Here is a 17,913-nt window from a genome sequence, read left to right on the forward strand (position 1 = left end):
ATGATCATGGGGCCTCTCCCTGTGCTGCGAGGTCCGTTGGCGCGGCCTCGATCAACTGTTCAGGTTGCGGGTCTTCAGGGGCGGGCGGGGACCTGGCCGGACTACGGTGTTGCCACCACGGACCCAACGGTCTCCCGCCCGCTTCCAGCCTGACACATCCCCCACACACAGGGACCCAGAGCCGCCGGCACAGCCATGCCTGGCACTCGGCGAGGTTCTGGGTTCCGGGCTCGCCTGCGGCGCCCCGGAATGACAAAGGGGTTGTGAAGAAGCCCCCTCTGGCGCCGCGGGTCGGGCTGGTTCCGCCTGCTACCGCGGAGGGTCAGCCAGCCCCACCTCCAACTCCTCCCCACAGGGGCGGAAGAGGTGCCCCTCACCCCGCCTGAGCGCTCGCGTCCATGTGCATTAGCTCCCAGACATGGCCGTCGAGATCTTGGAAGCTCACGCCGTACATGAAGCCGTAATCCATCGCCGGCTTCCAGGGCTTGGCGCTGGCCGCGAGCGCCCGTGCGAGCAGATCGTCCACCTCCTCGCGGCTCTCCGCCGAGAGGCAGGTCGGGACCTCCGTCGCCCTGTGGGCGTCGCTGATCTCGCCGGTGATGAAGTCGCGGAAGCGCGCCTCGGTCAGCAGCATGACGAAGCTCGTCTCGGACACGATCATGCAGGCGGCGTTCGCGTCGGTCATCCGAGCGTCGAAGCCGAAGCCGAGCGCCGAGAAGAAGGTCTTGGAGGCCTCCAGATCCTTCACCGGCAGGTTGACGAAGATCATGCGCATGGCAGGCATCTCCTCTTAGGGCGTCGGGTCCGCGGCCTCCCGTCGCCGGGCGACGCCCTCCGCCAGCAGGCACAGGATCTCGAAGGCGAGCGTCGCCCCGGCGAGCGCGGTGACGCCGGTGATGTCGAGGGGCGGCGCCACCTCGACGACGTCCGCCCCGACGAGGTCGAGGCCGCGGAGCGCCCGGACCAGGAACAGGGCCTCGCGCGAGCTGAAGCCGCCCCATTCCGGCGTGCCGGTGCCCGGTGCGTAGGCGGGATCGAGGGCGTCGATGTCGAAGCTGAGATAAGCCGGCGCCTCGCCGACGAGGGTCCTGGCCTCGGCCACCACCTCCGGCAGGCCGCGCACCAGCACCTCCTCCATCGGGATGACGCGCATGCCTTGCGCCAGCGCCCAATCGCGCTCGTCGGCGGCATCGAGGCTGCCGCGGATGCCGATCTGCACGCAGCGGCGTGGATCGAGGACGCCGTCCTCCACCGCCCGGCGGAACGGCGTGCCGTGGGTGAGCCGGGTGCCGTCGTACTGGGAATCGTCGGTGTCGGAGTGGGCGTCGATGTGGATGAGCCCGAGCGGCCGGTCGCGGCCGAGCGCCCGCAGGATGGGATAGGTGACGAGGTGATCGCCGCCGACCGAGAGCGGAACGATGCCGGCCGCTCGCAGCGGCGCCACGAAGGCCTCGATCCGGCGGCAGGTCTCGGCCGCGTCGATGGGGTTCACGGGCACGTCGCCGACATCCGCGCAGGCGGCGATCTCGTAGGGCGCGATCCCGGTGACGGGGTTGAAGAGGCGGGTGCCGGTCGAGGCCTCGCGCACCCCGCGCGGACCGAGGCGGGCACCCGGGCGGTTGGTGGTGGCCCCGTCGAAGGGAATGCCGAGAAGCGCGATGTCGATGGCGCCGGGGGCTGAGGCCGGATCGATGAGCGGCAGGCGCATGAAGCTCGCCACGCCCGAGAAGCGCGGGCTCGCCATCCCGACAGCCGGCTTGTGGCGCGCGATCCGCGCGGCATCGGCCTCGCTCAGGGGCTGCCTCATGCCCTCCTCCTCGAACCCTCTTCGCTTGCCGCGAGGATGCGTGCATGGGCTCGCACAGATCAAGCGCCGCGCGTCGCGACCGCGTGGTCCAGGCATTTCGGCGCTTCGCGTTGACGGGGCGGAGCCGTATGGCTATAGACGCCGCTTCGCCGACGGATGCGGGTCTGAGCCCGCCCGTCGGCTTCGCCATTGCCCCAATCACTTTCGCGTTTCCCGACACCTGAGCCCGCGGGCTCGTCGGGACCGCCCGACGAGACGAGGATGCCCCATGGCCAACACCGTGTCGGCCAAGAAGATGACCCGCAAGATCGCGAAGCGGACTGCCGTGAACCGTTCGCGTCGCTCGCGCATGCGCACCTTCGTCCGCAAGGTCGAGGAGGCGATCGCCTCCGGTGATCAGAGCGTGGCCCTCGACGCGCTGCGCGCGGCGGAGCCCGAGATCATGCGGGCCGCGCAGAACGGCATCGTTCACAAGAACAACGCCTCCCGGAAGGTCTCGCGCCTCACCGCGCGGGTGAAGGCGCTGGCCGCCTGATCCTTTCCGCCATCGACGATTTTAGGAAGAGCCCGGCGCCAGCGCCGGGCTCTTTTCGTTCCGGATCCTAACCCGTCGGACCGATTGCTTCGCGCGCGGCCCTTTCCCGGACGCCTGGAGCGCCAGCGGAAGGCGATTCGGGATCCAGCCGATGCTTTGCCGCGTCAGCGGCTCCTGACCACCGGCGCCGAGGTTCGGACGCTTCGCGGCCTCCCGTGCTGGACCCCGGATCGGGTTCCGCTGACGCTCCACCCGTCCGGGGAAGGGCGTGGTTGAAACAGCGGAAGCGATCAGGTGGCACCGCATCACGACATGTTCGTCGCGGAGAAGGTGGTGGGCGACGCTTCCCCGGCCTGGCCATCCCCGCTGATCCAGCGCCCGCAGCAAGCCTCCTGCGCGCTCCGCCCACCCCCACGCGCCGTTAACGCTGTTGCGAATCTTGCGCGTTGCGGAATCTAGGCGCGTGTGTAGATTAATGATGTCTCGCCGAAAGCGAGCAAATTCACTGTTTTTTCAGACATGCCCGAATCGTCCGCAAGATCTCGGGCGAAACTCGACTCTGCGCGGGTCAAAGTGACCATGCGAGCCACGCCTCTTGCTGGATTCCGGCGCAGGCTTGTTAGGAGAACCGTAGCTTATTGTTGATAGGGTCGGTTCATAGACGAAAGCCTGCGGTGGAGGGATTGACTCCATCGCGATGTTCTGGGTCTCGCGATCGTCTCGCGGGGCGCAACCACAGTGACGTGTGCGTACGCGCTGAAGGCGGGCTCGCCCGGGCGCGAGGAGAGCGATGATGCAGGTCGACGGGAGCGCAGCAGGGAATACGGAGGCTGCCGGTGGCGGGGCGGGTGGCGTCGATATGGTGTCCGCCTGGGCCCGCGTGAAGCGTCGCCTGCGCGCCGAACTCGGCGAGGACGTGTTCGCCAGCTGGTTCGCCCGCCTCGAACTCGACGCCGTCAGCAACGGCACGGCCCGCCTCACCGTGCCGACGCGCTTCCTGAAGAGCTGGATCGAGTCCCATTACCTCGACCGCGTGCTCACCACCTTCCGCAGCGAGGTCGAGACGGTGTCGCGCATCGAGGTGGCCGTCCGCGGCGCCGCGGCGCCCGTCCGCCCCCTGTCGGGCGCGCCCAAGCCCCACGCTCCGGCGAGCCCGCTGGCCCGCCTCCAGGCCGCCGGCACGCCGGCGCCGGTCCAGGGCGACCTGACGCTGCCCGCCGAAGCCGACGCCCTCCCCGCCGCCCGCGGCGACGCCGGCTCAGGCGACCTGAACGGCGCCCCCCTCGACAACCGCCTCACCTTCGCGAATTTCGTGGTCGGGCGCTCGAACGCCCTGGCGCATGCCGCCGCCGAGCGCGTGGCCCGCAACGACGACGCGACCGCGCTCTACAACCCGCTCTACCTCCATGCCGGCGTGGGCCTGGGCAAGACCCACCTCCTCCACGGCATCGGCCACGCCGCCCGCGAGAGCGGCCGCCGGGTCATCTATCTCACCGCCGACCGCTTCATGTACGGCTTCGTCAACGCCCTGAAGACCCAGAGCGCGCTGGCCTTCAAGGAGCGCCTGCGCGCCATCGACCTGCTCATCCTCGACGACGTGCAGTTCATCCAGGGCAAGTCGATCCAGGCCGAGTTCGGTCACACCATCAACGCCCTGATCGATGCCGGCCGCCAGATCGTCGTCGCCTCCGACCGCCCGCCGACGGAGCTCGAAGCCCTCGAGGAGCGCGTGCGCTCGCGCCTCGGCGGCGGCCTCGTGGTCGAGATCGGCACCCTCGACGAGCAGCTGCGCGCCTCGATCCTCTCCGCCCGGCTCGCCGCGGTGCGGGCGACCCATCCGGGCTTCGAGGTCTCGCCGACCGTCGCGACCTACGTCGCCCGCGCGATCACGGCCAATGGCCGCGACCTGGAAGGCGCCGTGAACCGGCTGCTCGCCCACGCGACGCTCACCGGCACCGCCGTGACGATGGAGACGGCCGAGGCCGCGATCCGCGACCTCGTGAAGAACCGCGAGCCCAAGCGCATCAAGATCGAGGACATCCAGAAGCTGGTGGCCTCCCGCTACAACGTCTCGCGCTCCGACATCCTGTCCGAGCGGCGCACGGCCGCCGTCGTGAAGCCGCGGCAGATCGCGATGTATCTCTCGAAGGTGCTCACCCTGCGCTCGCTCCCCGAGATCGGCCGCCGCTTCGGCGGGCGCGATCACACCACGGTGCTCCACGCCGTGCGCAAGATCGACAAGCTCATCGGCGAGGACACGCAGCTCAGCGAGGAGGTCGAGCTCCTGAAGCGCATGCTGCAGGATTGATCGTCGCCGGGAGGGGATGGCTCTCCCGCGGGGTCATTGCGGCCTTGCCTTCGCGGTTGCGCTTCGCCAAGCTGAATAGCCCTGAGCAACCCCTCAAGACGGCCCCGGTGATGTTCTCCCGGGGCCACGAGTTCCTGCGATGAGAGTCACTGTCGAGCGTGCGGCCCTGCTTCGGTCGCTCGGGCACGTCCACCGCGTGGTGGAACGCCGCAACACCATCCCGATCCTCTCGAACGTGCTCCTCCGAGGCGGGGCGGACGGCCTGCAGCTCAAGGCGACCGACCTCGACATCGAGGTCACCGAGACGGTGCCCGCCGACGTCGTCGATCGCGGCGCCACGACGGTACCGGCCCACGTCATCTACGACATCGTGCGCAAGCTTCCCGACGGCGCCCAGGTCTCTCTGGAGACCAGCGGCGAGACGGGGCAGATGACGATCCGCTCGGGCCGCTCGCGCTTCTCGCTCGGCGCGCTGCCCGAGGGCGATTTTCCGGACCTCGCCGCCGGCGAGCTGCCCCACAGCTTCGCGCTGGCGGCCTCCGACCTCAAGCGACTGATCGAGAAGACCCAGTTCGCGATCTCGACCGAGGAGACGCGATACTACCTCAACGGCATCTACCTGCACACGCTCGAGGTCGACGGGGGCCTGAAGCTCCGGGCGGTGGCGACGGACGGGCACCGCCTCGCCCGCGTCGAGATGGACGCCCCCGAGGGCAGCCGCGGCATGCCGGGCATCATCGTGCCTCGCAAGGCCGTGTCCGAGATCCAGAAGCTCGTGGAGGATGGCGGCGAGACCGTCGAGGTCGACCTCTCGCCCTCGAAGATCCGCTTCAAGTTCGCCAGCGGCGTCGTGCTGATCTCGAAGCTGATCGACGGCACCTTCCCGGACTACCAGCGGGTGATCCCGACGGCCAACGACAAGTTCCTGACCGTGGAGCGCGATCCCTTCGCCCGCGCCGTCGACCGCGTCTCGACGATCTCGTCCGAGCGCGGCCGGGCCGTGAAGCTCGCCGTGCAGGAGGGGCGCCTCGCGCTCTCGGTCAACAACCCGGATTCGGGCAGCGCCACGGAGGAGCTCGACGTCGATTACGACGCGGCCGCCCTCGATATCGGCTTCAACGCCCGCTACCTCCTCGACATCACGAGCCAGCTCGAGGGCGACACCGCCCTGTTCAAGCTCGCCGATCCCGGTTCGCCGACCCTGATCCAGGACCGCGAGGGCGCGGCGGCGCTCTACGTGCTGATGCCGATGCGGGTGTGAGCGAGGCTGTTTCGCGATAGGCCAGGACACTGAGCTGCAGGATCTGCCATTAGGCGGTGGCGCGCGCCTCACCCGCCTGATCTGCCGCGACTTCCGCAACCACGCCGATCTCGACCTTTCGGTCGGCAACAGCTTCGTGGCGCTGGTGGGCGAGAACGGAGCCGGCAAGACCAACCTGCTGGAGGCGATCTCGCTGTTCTCGCCGGGCCGGGGCCTGCGGCGCGCCGACCTGCTCGGCATGGCCCGCACCGGCGGGCCGGGCGGTTTCGCCGTCTCGATGACCCTGTCCTCGGGCGAGGACGAGCACCGGCTCGGGACCGGCTACGAGCCCGCCGCCTATGAGACCCGGGCCGCCCGGGTCTGCCGGATCGATGGGGCCAGCGCTCCCTCCCCGATCGCCTTCTCGGAATTCCTGCGGGTCGTCTGGCTGACGCCGGACCTCGACGGGCTGTTTCGCGGGCCGGCCGGCGACCGCCGCCGCTTCCTGGACAGGCTGGTGCTCGCCGTCGACGCGACCCACGGCGCGCGCGTCGCCGCGATGGATCGGGCGCTGCGCTCGCGCAACCGCCTCCTGGAGGAGCGCCCCGACGACAGCCGCTGGCTCGACGCGGTCGAGCGCGAAGTCGCGGAACTCGGCATCGCCGTCGCGCTCGCACGCCGCGAGACCGCCGAGCGGCTCGATCGGCTGATTGCGGAGAGCCGCGACGACGCCCAGCCCTTTCCCTGGGCGAGCATCCGCCTGGAGGGCGATCTCGACGACCTCGTCGCGGTCTGGCCGGCGATCGAGGCCGAGGACCGCTTCCGCGTCGCGATGCGCCAGGGCCGTCACCGCGATCGGGCGGCGGGGCGCTCCCTGATCGGCGCCCAGACCACCGACCTCGTGGTCCGCCACGGCCCGAAGGACGTGCCCGCGGGAACGGCCTCGACCGGCGAGCAGAAGGCGCTGCTCATCGGCCTCGTCCTCGCCCATGCCCGCCTCGTCCAGGCGATGAGCGGGCTCTCGCCCGTGATCCTGCTCGACGAGGTCGCCGCGCATCTCGACCCGCGCCGCCGGGCGGGGCTGTTCGAGGCGCTGGCGGCACTGCCGGGACAGGTCTGGATGACGGGGGCGGACGAGGCGCTGTTCGCGGAATTAGAGGGGCGAGCGGATCTGGTGCGGGTGGCGGAGGGGCGGGTGACAAGCCCGTGAGGTCGCGCCCTCAAGTAAGGGCCGACGTGATGTCCGTCCTCGAGAAATCGTTGCCGACGAACAGGAGCGGCACGTCATGGGTCCGCGCACAGACGTAGGCGAAGCAGTCACCGATGTTCAGTTGAGCCGGGTGACCGCGGCCCTTGCCGTACCGAGCATGCGCAAGGAGCGCAATGTGGGCCTCACCACCGGCGATAGGGACGAACGCGATGTCCGCCTCGTTGAGAAATCGGCGCATTTCCTCCTCGCCGTCCTCCCCCGTGTATCCACGTTTCCGGCACAGAGCCATCACCGTCTCGAAGACCGCGAAAGCGGAGGTGATCGGCTCATTGGCGGATCGAAGGCAGTCGGCGACGGCCAAGTACCCGGGCTCTGCGCATAGGATGGCGACGAGCGCCGAGGCGTCGACGAACATCACTCCTCGTAGAGGCTGTCGTAGAACGCCTTATCCGCCTTCAGCCCCGTGTCCGGATAGCTGGCGATGCGATCCTGGATCGGCTTGATGCGTGCGAGGAAGTCCGCAAGCGACTCCTCACGCCGCTTCAATTCGTTCGTAAGTGCCAGCCGGACCGCCTCGGTCTTGCTCACCCGTGCGCGCGATGCCAGTTCTTCGGCAAGGCGGTTGACCTCTTCGCTGCGGATGTTCAGGGGCATGGCACTCACCGTGTGTAGGCAGTCCGCATATATCGTCTACACGGTGGCGATACAACCGTTCGGCGCATATCCTCCCTTGGCCCACATCAAAGATTCGGCATGACATCCCGCCTCGACGAAGCCCGACGCGCCCTGAAAACCACCTTCGGCTACGACGATTTCCGCACCGGCCAGGACGAGGTGATCGGCGCGGTTCTCGACGGTGAGGACGTGTTCGCGGTGATGCCGACGGGCTCGGGCAAGTCGATGACCTACCAGTTGCCCGCACTGGTTGAGCAGTCGCTGGCCATCGTCGTCTCGCCGCTGATCGCGCTGATGCATGATCAGGTCCAGCAGATGCGGGGCTTCGGCGTCGCCGCCGCGACCCTGAACTCGACCATCGCGGAAGCGCAGTCGCGCGAGACCTGGCGCTTGATCCGGTCGGGCGACCTGCGGCTGCTGTTCGTGTCCCCCGAGCGCCTGATGATGGACGGGCTGATCGAGGCCCTGCGCGGGGCCGGAATCCGCCGCCTCGCGGTCGACGAGGCCCATTGCGTCTCGCAATGGGGCCACGACTTCCGGCCCGAGTACCGCGACCTCGCCCGTGCCCGCCAGGCGCTCGGCGACGTTCAGACCGTGGCGCTCACCGCCACCGCCGACAAGGCGACCCGGGCCGACATCACCGAGCGGCTGTTTCCCGCCGGCCGGCGCCCGCGGGAATTCGTGCATTCCTTCGACCGGCCGAACATCCGCCTCACCTTCGCGCCGAAGGACAACCCGACCCGGCAGATCGAGCGCTTCCTGCGCCATCGTCGCTCCGAGAGCGGGATCATCTACTGCTCCTCGCGCAAGCGCGCGGAACAGCTCGCCGAGGTGCTCGCGAAGGATGGCTTCAACGCCCTGCCCTACCATGCCGGCCTGGACCAGGGCACGCGCATGAAGAACCAGGACACCTTCCTGCAGGAGGACGGCGTCGTGATGACCGCGACCGTCGCCTTCGGCATGGGCATCAACAAGCCCGACGTGCGCTTCGTCTGCCACGCCGACATGCCCTCGAACGTCGAGGGCTATTACCAGGAGATCGGCCGCGCCGGCCGCGACGGGCTGCCGGCCGACACGCTCACCATCTACGGCCTCGACGACATGGCGCTGCGCCGCCGGCAGATCGACGAGAAGGAGGTGCCCGACGAGCGCCGCCGGGTCGAACGACGCAAGCTCGAGGCGATGATCGCGCTGTGCGAGGGCGCGACCTGCCGGCGCCAGTCGCTGCTCGGCTATTTCGGCGAGGCGAGCGAGGCCTGCGGCCGCTGCGACCTCTGCCGCAGCGGCGTCTCGCTGGTGGATGGAACGGTGCATGCGCAAAAGCTGCTCTCGGCGATCGTGCGGACCGGCCAGCGCTTCGGCGCGGCCTATGTCTGCGACGTGGTCCAAGGCAAGGAATCGGAAGCCATCCGCCGTAACGGCCATGGCGAGCTCAAGACCTTCGGCGTCGGCGCCGACAAGCCGGTCGCGGCCTGGCGGGCGATGCTGCGCCAGCTCTTCGCGTCCGGTGCGGTGGCCGAGAACGGCGACGGCTACGGCGGCTTGAGCCTGACCGACAAGGGAGAAGCGATCCTGTTCGGCCGCGAGGCCGTGCAGTTCCGTCCGGACCCGGAGCCCCGCGCGGCCGAAGCGCGCGAGCGGCGCAGGGGCGCCGCGCCGCGAGACGATGCGACCCTCGACCTCAGCGAAGCCGACGAGGCCCTGTTCCAGCACCTGCGAGGTCTGCGCGCCACGATCGCGCGCACCGAAGGCATCGCGGCCTTCATGGTCTTTCCCGACCGAACCCTGATCGAGATGGCGCGGGTGAAGCCCGTCGACCTCTATGCGCTGCGCACCGTCCACGGCGTCGGCGAGCGCAAGCGGGATGCCTACGGTTCACGATTCGTCGAGGCGATCGCGGACTTCCTCCATCAGGCGTCGACCGCCACGGCCTGATCCGGTTTCGGGTCGGGCGGCGGATCGTGTAGGGACGTGGCCCGCGCATCCGCGACGGCCTGCTCCGCCCCAGACGGCACTGATCGGACGATCGAACCATCCCCCAGGACTCGCTGCCTCTCGCCTCGATCCCGGACCGACGCGCCGACACCATCTCGTCGCGGCAGGTCTTCTACATGCCGGGCTTCGATCCGCGCGAGCCGGAGACCTATTGGGGCCTCTTTCGCCGCGAAGCCCGGCTGACCGCCAAGCGCCGCGGAACGCCCATCCAGGTCGGCGATCCCTCTCGCTCGTCCGACGGGCTCCGGCTGGATTGGGAGGTCGAAGCCGACGGCCAGGCGACCCGCTACACCCTGCTGCGCTGGGACGACATCGTCCGCGGCCGCTTCCCCCGTTCCAACTGGCGCCGCTTGATCGAAACGGCCGGCCTGTGGTGGCGGCTCTACCGGTCCGGCTACGTCCGCGCCTATCGTCGCGAGGCCCGGCGCTTCGCCCGCGTCATCCTCGGCATCCACCTCATCTACGCAGGCCTGGTCCTCCTCAGCCTCGCGCTCGCCGCCTGCCTCCTCCTGGTCCCGGCCGACCTGCTTCCGCGGCCCCTTGCCCTGCTGGCCATCCCCTTCGCAGCCTACGCGATCCTGGCCGTGCTGATGCGGGTGACGCGCGGAAAACCTCTCTTCGTCGCCCATCTCGTCGACGACACCGCCTTCACCCATGCCCATGCGGCCGGAAAGACGCCCGAGTTGGAGGCCCGCCTCGACGCCTTCGCCGCCGAGATCGCCGCGGCCGAGGAGCGCGGCGGCGAGATCGTCCTCATCGGGCACTCGTCATCGAGCTTCCTCGGCTTCGAGGTCCTCGACCGGATCCTGATCCGCGATCCCGATTTCGGGCAGCGCGGCACGCCGGTCTCCTTCGTGACGATCGGAAGCGTCATTCCCTGGATCACGCTGGACCGGAACGCCGGGGCCGTGCGGGGGGCGCTGGCGCGCGTCGCGGCCTCCGAGGCGATCGGCTGGCTCGACATCCGCACGAAGTGGGACTGGCTCTCGATCTACAAGCGCGATCCCCTGAGCGCCTCCGGCCTGCCCTCGCCCAAGGCGAACCGGCCGGTCGAGTTCCACATCCGGATGCCGGATCTCGTCGCGCGGCGCACGCTGAATCGCCGGAAGTGGAACCTCTTCCAGATGCACTTCCAGCTCCTCATGTCGAGCGAGAGCCTAGAGACCTTCGACTACATCGCCTTCGTGACCGGCCCCGAGCCGATCCACGTTCTCATCGAGCGCTGGCGGAGCATTAAGGCACAGCCCTTCGGTCAGCCCATGGAAAAGGACGGCTGGTAGCGATGCGCTCGCTCCAGGGCTCCGAACGCGGGCTAACATCGCGTTCGACAACGAATGGAAAACCAAACACTGTCATTCCGAGGCCGCAAAGCGGAACCCGGAATCTAGAACCGCTATGAGTACCAAGCATGGCTCTGTCGGCGGCTCTGGATTCCGGGTTCGCCTGCGGCGCCCCGGAATGACGGTGTTTGGTGGTCAAAGCGGTCGTGCCCTGGACAAGGAGGGCCTACCGCTAACCTGAGTTCAAGGCCCTTGTGTTCGCCCATCGATTGTTGCCAGCCCGGGCATTGACCGACTAGAGCCGTGCCGTCCGGGTCCGGCTGCGGGAGCCGGTCGAGGGGAGCCGCATGTTCCGCAACGATGTTCCGATCACGCCCGAGCTGATCAAGCAGCACGGCCTGACGCCGGACGAGTACGAGCGCTTCCGCGGGTTGATCGGGCGCGATCCGACGCTGACCGAGCTCGGCATCGTCTCGGCGATGTGGAACGAGCACTGCTCGTACAAGTCCTCGCGCAAGCACCTGCGCGGCCTGCCGACCACGGGCCTTCACGTCATCCAGGGGCCGGGCGAGAATGCCGGCGTCATCGATATCGGCGACGGGCTCGCCTGCGTCTTCAAGATGGAGAGCCACAACCATCCGAGCTTCATCGAGCCCTATCAGGGCGCGGCGACCGGTGTCGGCGGCATCCTGCGCGACGTCTTCACCATGGGCGCGCGGCCGATCGCGGCGCTGAACGCGCTCCGCTTCGGCTCGCCCGATCATCCGCGCACGCGCCACCTCGTCTCCGGCGTCGTGGCGGGCATCGGCGGCTACGGCAATTCCTTCGGCGTGCCGACGGTGGGCGGCGCCGTCGGCTTCCACCGCCGCTACGACGGCAACATCCTCGTCAACGCCATGGCGGTGGGCCTGGCGAGGACGGACGGCATCTTCTACGCGGCCGCGACGGGCGTCGGGAACCCGATCGTCTATCTCGGCTCGAAGACCGGCCGCGACGGCATCCACGGCGCCAGCATGGCCTCGGCCGAGTTCGACGATTCGTCCGAATCGAAGCGCCCCACCGTGCAGGTGGGCGATCCCTTCGCCGAGAAGCTGCTGCTCGAGGCCTGTCTCGAGCTGATGGCGTCCGGCGCCGTCATCGCGATCCAGGACATGGGCGCGGCCGGCCTCACCTGCTCGGCCGTCGAGATGGGCGCCAAGGGCGATCTCGGTGTCGAGCTGCACATCGAGAAGGTGCCCGCCCGCGAAGAGAACATGAGCGCCTACGAGATGATGCTGTCCGAGAGCCAGGAGCGAATGCTCATGGTGCTCAAGCCCGGCATGGAGGCGGAGGCGCAGGCCATCTTCGTGAAATGGGGGCTCGATTTCGCGATCATCGGCCACACCACCGACACCCTGCGCTTCGTGATCAAGCACGACGGCGTGACCATGGCCGACCTGCCGATCAAGGAGCTCGGCGACGAGGCGCCGCTCTACGATCGTCCGCACATCGCCAACACGCACCAGCCCGTGATCGCGGCCTCGGACGTGCCGGCGCCCGTCGGCCATGCCGAGGCGCTGAAGCGGCTCGTCGGCTCGCCCGACTTGTCGTCGAAGCGCTGGGTCTACGAGCAGTACGACCACTTCATCCTCGGCAACACCGTGCAGAAGCCCGGCGGCGATGCGGCGATCGTGCGGGTGGAGGACGGCCCGAAGGGACTCGCGCTGACCTGCGACGTGACCCCGCGCTACTGTGAGGCCGATCCCGTCGAGGGCGGAAGGCAGGCCGTGGCCGAGGCCTGGCGCAACATCAATGCGGTGGGCGGTCGCCCGCTCGCCATCACCGACAACCTCAATTTCGGCAATCCGGAGAAGCCCGAGGTGATGGGCCAGCTCGTCGGCTGCCTGAAGGGAATCGGCGAGGCTTGCCTCGCGCTCGACTTCCCCGTCGTGTCGGGCAACGTCTCCCTCTACAACGAGACCAACGGCGTCGGCATCCTGCCGACCCCGACCATCGGCGGCGTCGGCGTGCTCGACGACGTGACCCGCCACGCCACGATCGCGCTCAAGCGCGAGGGCGACATGCTGGTGCTGGTCGGCGCGACCGCGGGCTGGCTCGGCCAGTCCGTCTACCTCTCCGAGATCGCCGCCCGCGAGGAGGGCGCGCCGCCGCCGGTCGACCTCGCCGCCGAGCGCCGCAACGGCGACTTCGTGCGCGGCCTGATCACGTCGGGCCTCGTCGACACGGTCCACGATCTCTCCGACGGCGGGCTCGCCGTGGCGCTCGCCGAGATGGCGATGGCCGGCGGGATCGGCGCGGCCCTGCCCGAGGCGCCGGAGGGCCTGCCCGCCCACGCCTGGCTCTTCGGCGAGGACCAGGCCCGCTACCTCCTCGCTGTCGATCCGGAGACGGTGCCGGACCTGCTCTACAGCGCCTCAGCGCAGGGGATCGCGGCCGGTGTCGTCGGCGTGACCGGCGGCACGGATTTGACGCTGCCCGGCGGCGAAACCATATCGGTCGCAGCGCTTCGTGAGGCCCACGAGGGCTGGCTGCCGGCCTACATGGCGAGCCGGCCCGCGGCCGCCTGAGGGCACAAGGAGAACGACCATGCCGATGGAAGCGCGCGAGATCGAGGCCATGATCCTTGAGGCCTTTCCCGATGCCCGGATCGAGATCAAGGATCTCGCCGGCGACGGCGATCACTACGCGGCCACCGTCATCTCCGCAGCCTTCAAGGGGAAGACGCGGGTGGCCCAGCACCAGCTCGTCTACGGCGCGCTCCAGGGGCGGATGGGGGGCGTGCTCCACGCGCTTGCGCTGACTACGGGCGTCCCGCAGGATTGAACCGCTGCCGCAGGGCCGACCGCATGGATCAGCCGAGCCTCTACGACGACGACATCGTGACCTGGGCCGAGCAGCAGGCGGCGTATTTGCGTCTCGAGCCGTCGATGCGCCGACGCCTCAACTGGGATCACATCTGAGCCATTGCGCGGACGAACGCCGAGGCCAATATGGTGGTTTTCGGACAGACCTGCTACCGGACGGACAGACCTGCTACCGGACTTGCCGTTTGCGTGTCCGGTCCCGCCTGATGCATTACTGACGGATCGGTTTTATCTCGATGGCGTTTTGAAGATGATTGCCGGAACCGTCGACCGCTGAGCTTGCAGACACGTGCTCCACCGCCGTGTCGCGCGTGACCACAAGGGACCAGCAAGGAACTTCACATGACCGACGTCAACACCACGATCGAGAACGAGATCAAGTCCCAGGATGTGGTCGTGTTCATGAAGGGCACGCCGCAATTCCCGATGTGCGGCTTCTCCGGCCAGGTCGTTCAGATTCTCAACTACCTCGAAGTCCCGTTCAAGGGCGTGAACGTGCTGGACGACATGGCCGTGCGCGACGGCATCAAGGTCTTCTCGAACTGGCCGACCATTCCGCAGATCTACGTCAAGGGCGAGTTCGTCGGCGGCTGCGACATCGCCCGCGAGATGTTCCAGTCCGGCGAGCTGCAGCAATTCCTGTCCGAGAAGGGCGTGCCCGTGAAGGCGACGGCGGCCTGAACGTCAGTCCGTGACGCGCCGGGGCTCCCTCTTCCTACAGGAGAGGGAACCGTCGCGGGACCCGCCGAGCGTCCAGGAAGAAGCCGGCAACGCTGCCATGCCTGTCATGGACCCAGCCGACCGAGCGGTAGCAGGGGACGCGCGGACGCCTTCTTCGTGGAGCGCATCTTTCTGAGAACGGCCGCGCCCCTTCCGGGTTGACGCAGCACGGGACATCCCCGTGGAGCCGTCGATCCATGCGAGACGTCATCATCGTGGGCGGCGGGCCGGCAGGCCTCAATGCGGCGCTCATCCTCGCCCGTTGCCGGCGCACCGTGCTCCTCTGCGATGCCAATCGGCCGCGCAATGCGGGCTCGCCGCGAACCTGGGGCGTCTTCACCCGCGACGGCACGCCGCCGGCCGAGTTGCGCGCGCTGGGCCGGGCCGACCTCGACCGCTACGACACGGTCGAGTGCCGCGAGACGGAGGTCCTGGAGGCCCGCCGCGATGGCGACGCCTTCGAGGTCGTCCTCTCCGACGGGTCGCGGGAGCGGGCGCGCCGGCTCCTCCTCGCCACGGGCCTCGACCAGAACTTGCCGGAGGTCGACGGCTTCGAGACCTATTGGGGTCACGGCGTGCATTCCTGCCCCTATTGCGACGGCTACGAGGCCCGCGACAAACCCCTGATCGCCTACGGCCATGGGCCGGGGGCCAAGGGCCTCGCCCTCGAGCTGACGGTCTGGAGCGCCGACGTGACCCTGTGCACGGACGGACGCGAGACGGACTTTTCCGACAAGGACCGCGCCCGCCTCGACCGCCACGGTATCCGCGTGATGGAGGCCCCGCTCTCGCGCCTGGAGGGCGACGGCGATCGCCCGTCCCGGCTCGTGCTCGGGGACGGGACCGCCCTGCCCTGCCACGCGATCTTCCTGATGCCGGAGGCCTGCCTGCCCTCGGAGCTGATCCGCCAGCTCGGCTGCGAGCTCACGCGCAAGGGTACCGTGCCGACCGAGGAATACGAGAAGACGAACGTCCCCGGGCTCTACGTCGCAGGCGACGCCTCGCGGCGGGTGCAGTTCGCCGTGGTCGCCGCCGCCGAGGGCGCGATGGCCGCCTTCGCGATCAACACCGAATTGCTGCGCGCGGACACGGCCTCATGAGGCGACCCGGCAGGATGGCGCGATGAGCATTCCCGTCCATGGCGGCGAGCCGCGGGTCGCCGTTCCCTGCCGCTGCACGCTCGGCGAGGAGGTGACCTGGGACGCTCGCTCCGACCACCTCATCTGGGTCGACATCGAGGACCCCGCCGTGTGGCGGCACCACCCGGGACGCAGCGAGACGGAACGCTTCGCGGTCGGCGAGAAGATCAGCTTCGCGCTGCTGACCTCGGACCCGGACGTGGTGCTGGCGGGCTTCACGTCGGGCGTTGAGCGGCTGCGCCTCTCCGACGGCCATCGCGAGCCGCTGGTGAAGCCCGAGCCGCATCCGCCTGGGAACCGGCTCAACAGCGGTCAGGTCGGGCCCGACGGCGCCCTCTACTTCGGCACCATGGACGACGGGGAGAGCGGAACCACGGGAGGCTTCTTCCGCTGGGACGGAAGCGATCTGAGAAGCTTCGGGGGGCAGGCGGCCGTGACGAACGGCCCGGTCCTGAGCCCCGACGGCGCAACGGCCTATACGGCGGACACCGCCAACGGCGTGGTCCGGTCGCATGTGATTCGTGACGGTTTTTCGGGCGAGCCCCGGCCGCTGATTGTTTTCCCCAGAAATTGGGGCAAGCCCGACGGGCTCACCGTCGATGCGGAAGGCCATCTCTGGGTCTGCCATTACGGCGGCGCACGCGTCACGCGCTTCACGCCCGAGGGGGCGCCAGAGCTCGTCGTCCCCATGCCGACCGACCTCGTGACGAAATGCGCGTTCGGCGGAGCGGACCTCACGGACCTCTACGTGACGACCGCGCTGAGAGCGCGCGACCCCGCGACCGATCCCGTGGCGGGACATCTCTTCGTGGTCGAGACGGCGGTGCGAGGCCTGGCCGCCCAGGTCTTCGGAAGTCGCGAAGGGCTCATCGAAGCCGGCGAATAGTGGCCCGGCGTGCGCTTGCGCACCGCGAAATCTTGGGCGCGACGCAACATTGAATTATTCGTTAAGAAACCACGGCGCCGGGAACCTATTGCCGTTGTGCACATTATCTGCCAACAGCCGAGTTTGCGCGCCCCGGATTCACGTCCCCTACGGCTCAGGTCGGTGACCGCCATGCCAGTGTTCGAAGCCAAGACCCTCGAATCCGACCTGGAAGGCCTCGCCTTCCTCGCCGCGGTCCTTCATCCCTCGCACGATGAGCGGGTGCGCGCCCTGACCCATGGCCGCTGCCGGGCCGATTGCGCCGCCGCAATGGCCGATCCGATGACCATCGAGCCGCGCTATCCGATCGTTCCGTCCGACATCGAGGCGGTGATCCCGCTCGCGTGATGAACCCTACCAGGCCTGCGGCGTGATGAGGCCCTGCTTCGTCACGACCGTCCAGGCCCGGCCGCGGCGCTCGATCGTCTCCACCCGGCCGGCTCCCGGCACGGTGTCGCCGATCCCGACCTCGACGAGGCGTCGCTTGCGGTCTTCCAGCACTGCGATCCCGTCATAGACTTCGCGCACGGCCCAGGTCTCGATCGCCGCGGGCTTCGGCTTCGCGTCCGGGATGGCGCCGGTCTGGACCGGCTCCGCCGGAGCGGGTCTGCTCGCTTGCGGGGCGATCGCGGCGGGCGCCTGGGCCTGCCGCTCGATCTGCGTGCCGAGCGCGGCGACCTTCGCGCCCTGCTCGCGGGCAAGCTGCTCCTGCCGTTCGGCGAGCGAGCCGATCTTGGCGACGAGGGTCTGTTCGAGCCGGGCCAGACGATCGGTGAGAGCCGCGATCCGAGCCTTGTCCGCCTGGCGAGCCGCATCGTTCTCTTCGCGCAGCCCGAGGACGCCTTCGCCGACGCGGCCGATCTCGGTGCTGAGGCGGGCGGCATCGAGGCGCCCGGCCTCCAAGCCCTGGCTGAGCTGGGCGACGAAGGCCGCCGTATGCCCGGCGCGGGGCGCTGTCGCCGACATCGCGCTCGCGCCGATGATGGCGCCGAGGGTCAGCGCGCCCAGGGCAAGCCCTAGGCTGCGCGCCTGCGGATGGTTCTTGAGAGTCAGCAGACGGCTTTTGGCGACCGCCGCGGTGGCGGCCGGCTCCTTGCGCGCGCCCGCCACGGCTTCCTTCAGCAGAGCCTCCGGCGAAGGCGCTGCCTTCGTGCCGGCATCCTTCACCTCGACGACCTTGTCCGTCATGACCCGTGCTTCCCGATGGCTCGACAA

Annotated in this window: 17 protein-coding genes; 12 read left to right on the forward strand and 5 right to left on the reverse strand. The window is 69.1% G+C overall.

Annotated features, from left to right (window positions below):
- Positions 1-373: 373 nt before the first annotated feature.
- Together MFF55_RS11010 and speB are read right to left on the reverse strand one after the other, a co-directional pair.
- Positions 374-775, reverse strand: a complete 402-nt coding sequence (locus tag MFF55_RS11010) for a VOC family protein (RefSeq protein WP_238244137.1) — start codon at positions 773-775, stop codon at positions 374-376.
- Between the two features lie 15 nt (positions 776-790).
- Positions 791-1,807, reverse strand: a complete 1,017-nt coding sequence (gene speB / locus MFF55_RS11015; protein ID WP_238244138.1) for an agmatinase — start codon at positions 1,805-1,807, stop codon at positions 791-793.
- A gap of 268 nt (positions 1,808-2,075) precedes the next feature.
- Here speB and rpsT point away from each other — a divergent pair, with 268 nt between their 5' ends.
- From rpsT to recF, 4 genes are all read left to right on the forward strand, one after another.
- Positions 2,076-2,342 carry a 30S ribosomal protein S20 gene (rpsT, locus tag MFF55_RS11020; protein ID WP_238244139.1) on the forward strand — a complete coding sequence of 89 codons (267 nt, stop codon included), beginning with the start codon at positions 2,076-2,078 and terminating at the stop codon, positions 2,340-2,342.
- 793 nt (positions 2,343-3,135) lie between these two features.
- The gene (gene dnaA, locus MFF55_RS11025) at positions 3,136-4,650 is read left to right on the forward strand and encodes a chromosomal replication initiator protein DnaA (RefSeq protein WP_238244203.1); all 1,515 of its coding nucleotides are present in this window, start codon (positions 3,136-3,138) and stop codon (positions 4,648-4,650) included.
- Positions 4,651-4,789: 139 nt separating this feature from the next.
- Complete coding sequence (dnaN, locus tag MFF55_RS11030; RefSeq protein ID WP_238244140.1) at positions 4,790-5,911, forward strand: DNA polymerase III subunit beta; 1,122 nt, start codon at positions 4,790-4,792, stop codon at positions 5,909-5,911.
- A gap of 43 nt (positions 5,912-5,954) precedes the next feature.
- Positions 5,955-7,100 carry a DNA replication/repair protein RecF gene (gene recF, locus MFF55_RS11035; protein ID WP_373874790.1) on the forward strand — a complete coding sequence of 382 codons (1,146 nt, stop codon included), beginning with the start codon at positions 5,955-5,957 and terminating at the stop codon, positions 7,098-7,100.
- A gap of 10 nt (positions 7,101-7,110) precedes the next feature.
- Here the strand turns inward: recF and MFF55_RS11040 are convergent, their stop codons facing one another.
- Both MFF55_RS11040 and MFF55_RS11045 read right to left on the reverse strand, forming a co-directional pair.
- On the reverse strand, positions 7,111-7,515 hold the full coding sequence (locus MFF55_RS11040) for a type II toxin-antitoxin system VapC family toxin (protein ID WP_238244141.1): 405 nt from the start codon (positions 7,513-7,515) through the stop codon (positions 7,111-7,113).
- Positions 7,515-7,754, reverse strand: a complete 240-nt coding sequence (locus MFF55_RS11045; RefSeq protein ID WP_238244142.1) for a type II toxin-antitoxin system VapB family antitoxin — start codon at positions 7,752-7,754, stop codon at positions 7,515-7,517. The genes MFF55_RS11040 and MFF55_RS11045 overlap by 1 nt, the downstream gene beginning before the upstream one ends.
- 99 nt (positions 7,755-7,853) lie before the next feature.
- Between MFF55_RS11045 and recQ the strand changes: the two genes are divergently transcribed.
- The 8 genes from recQ to MFF55_RS11085 all read left to right on the forward strand — a co-directional run bounded on the left by recQ (position 7,854) and on the right by MFF55_RS11085 (position 17,046).
- Positions 7,854-9,710: a DNA helicase RecQ gene (gene recQ / locus MFF55_RS11050; protein ID WP_238244143.1), complete on the forward strand. Its 1,857-nt coding sequence runs from the start codon at positions 7,854-7,856 to the stop codon at positions 9,708-9,710.
- Between the two features lie 176 nt (positions 9,711-9,886).
- Positions 9,887-11,050 (forward strand): hydrolase, encoded by a 1,164-nt coding sequence (locus MFF55_RS11055; RefSeq protein ID WP_238244144.1) that lies wholly within the window; start codon positions 9,887-9,889, stop codon positions 11,048-11,050.
- Between the two features lie 347 nt (positions 11,051-11,397).
- Entirely contained in the window at positions 11,398-13,617 is a 2,220-nt protein-coding gene (gene purL, locus MFF55_RS11060) for a phosphoribosylformylglycinamidine synthase subunit PurL (RefSeq protein WP_238244145.1), read from the forward strand.
- A gap of 19 nt (positions 13,618-13,636) precedes the next feature.
- Positions 13,637-13,873, forward strand: a complete 237-nt coding sequence (locus MFF55_RS11065; protein ID WP_238244146.1) for a BolA/IbaG family iron-sulfur metabolism protein — start codon at positions 13,637-13,639, stop codon at positions 13,871-13,873.
- A 383-nt stretch (positions 13,874-14,256) separates the two neighbouring features.
- A complete protein-coding gene (gene grxD, locus MFF55_RS11070; RefSeq protein WP_238244147.1) occupies positions 14,257-14,595 on the forward strand; it encodes a Grx4 family monothiol glutaredoxin in 339 nt (112 codons plus the stop codon).
- A gap of 236 nt (positions 14,596-14,831) precedes the next feature.
- On the forward strand, positions 14,832-15,734 hold the full coding sequence (locus MFF55_RS11075; protein WP_238244148.1) for an NAD(P)/FAD-dependent oxidoreductase: 903 nt from the start codon (positions 14,832-14,834) through the stop codon (positions 15,732-15,734).
- 22 nt (positions 15,735-15,756) lie between these two features.
- Entirely contained in the window at positions 15,757-16,659 is a 903-nt protein-coding gene (locus tag MFF55_RS11080; RefSeq protein WP_238244149.1) for an SMP-30/gluconolactonase/LRE family protein, read from the forward strand.
- 171 nt (positions 16,660-16,830) lie between these two features.
- Positions 16,831-17,046 carry a hypothetical protein gene (locus tag MFF55_RS11085; protein WP_238244150.1) on the forward strand — a complete coding sequence of 72 codons (216 nt, stop codon included), beginning with the start codon at positions 16,831-16,833 and terminating at the stop codon, positions 17,044-17,046.
- Positions 17,047-17,052: 6 nt separating this feature from the next.
- On the opposite strand, the gene MFF55_RS11090 is transcribed toward MFF55_RS11085, so the two are convergent.
- A complete protein-coding gene (locus MFF55_RS11090) occupies positions 17,053-17,886 on the reverse strand; it encodes a hypothetical protein (RefSeq protein WP_238244151.1) in 834 nt (277 codons plus the stop codon).
- Between the last annotated feature and the right edge of the window lie 27 nt (positions 17,887-17,913).

This window comes from Methylobacterium iners (assembly GCF_022179305.1).
Taxonomy (GTDB): domain Bacteria; phylum Pseudomonadota; class Alphaproteobacteria; order Rhizobiales; family Beijerinckiaceae; genus Methylobacterium; species Methylobacterium iners.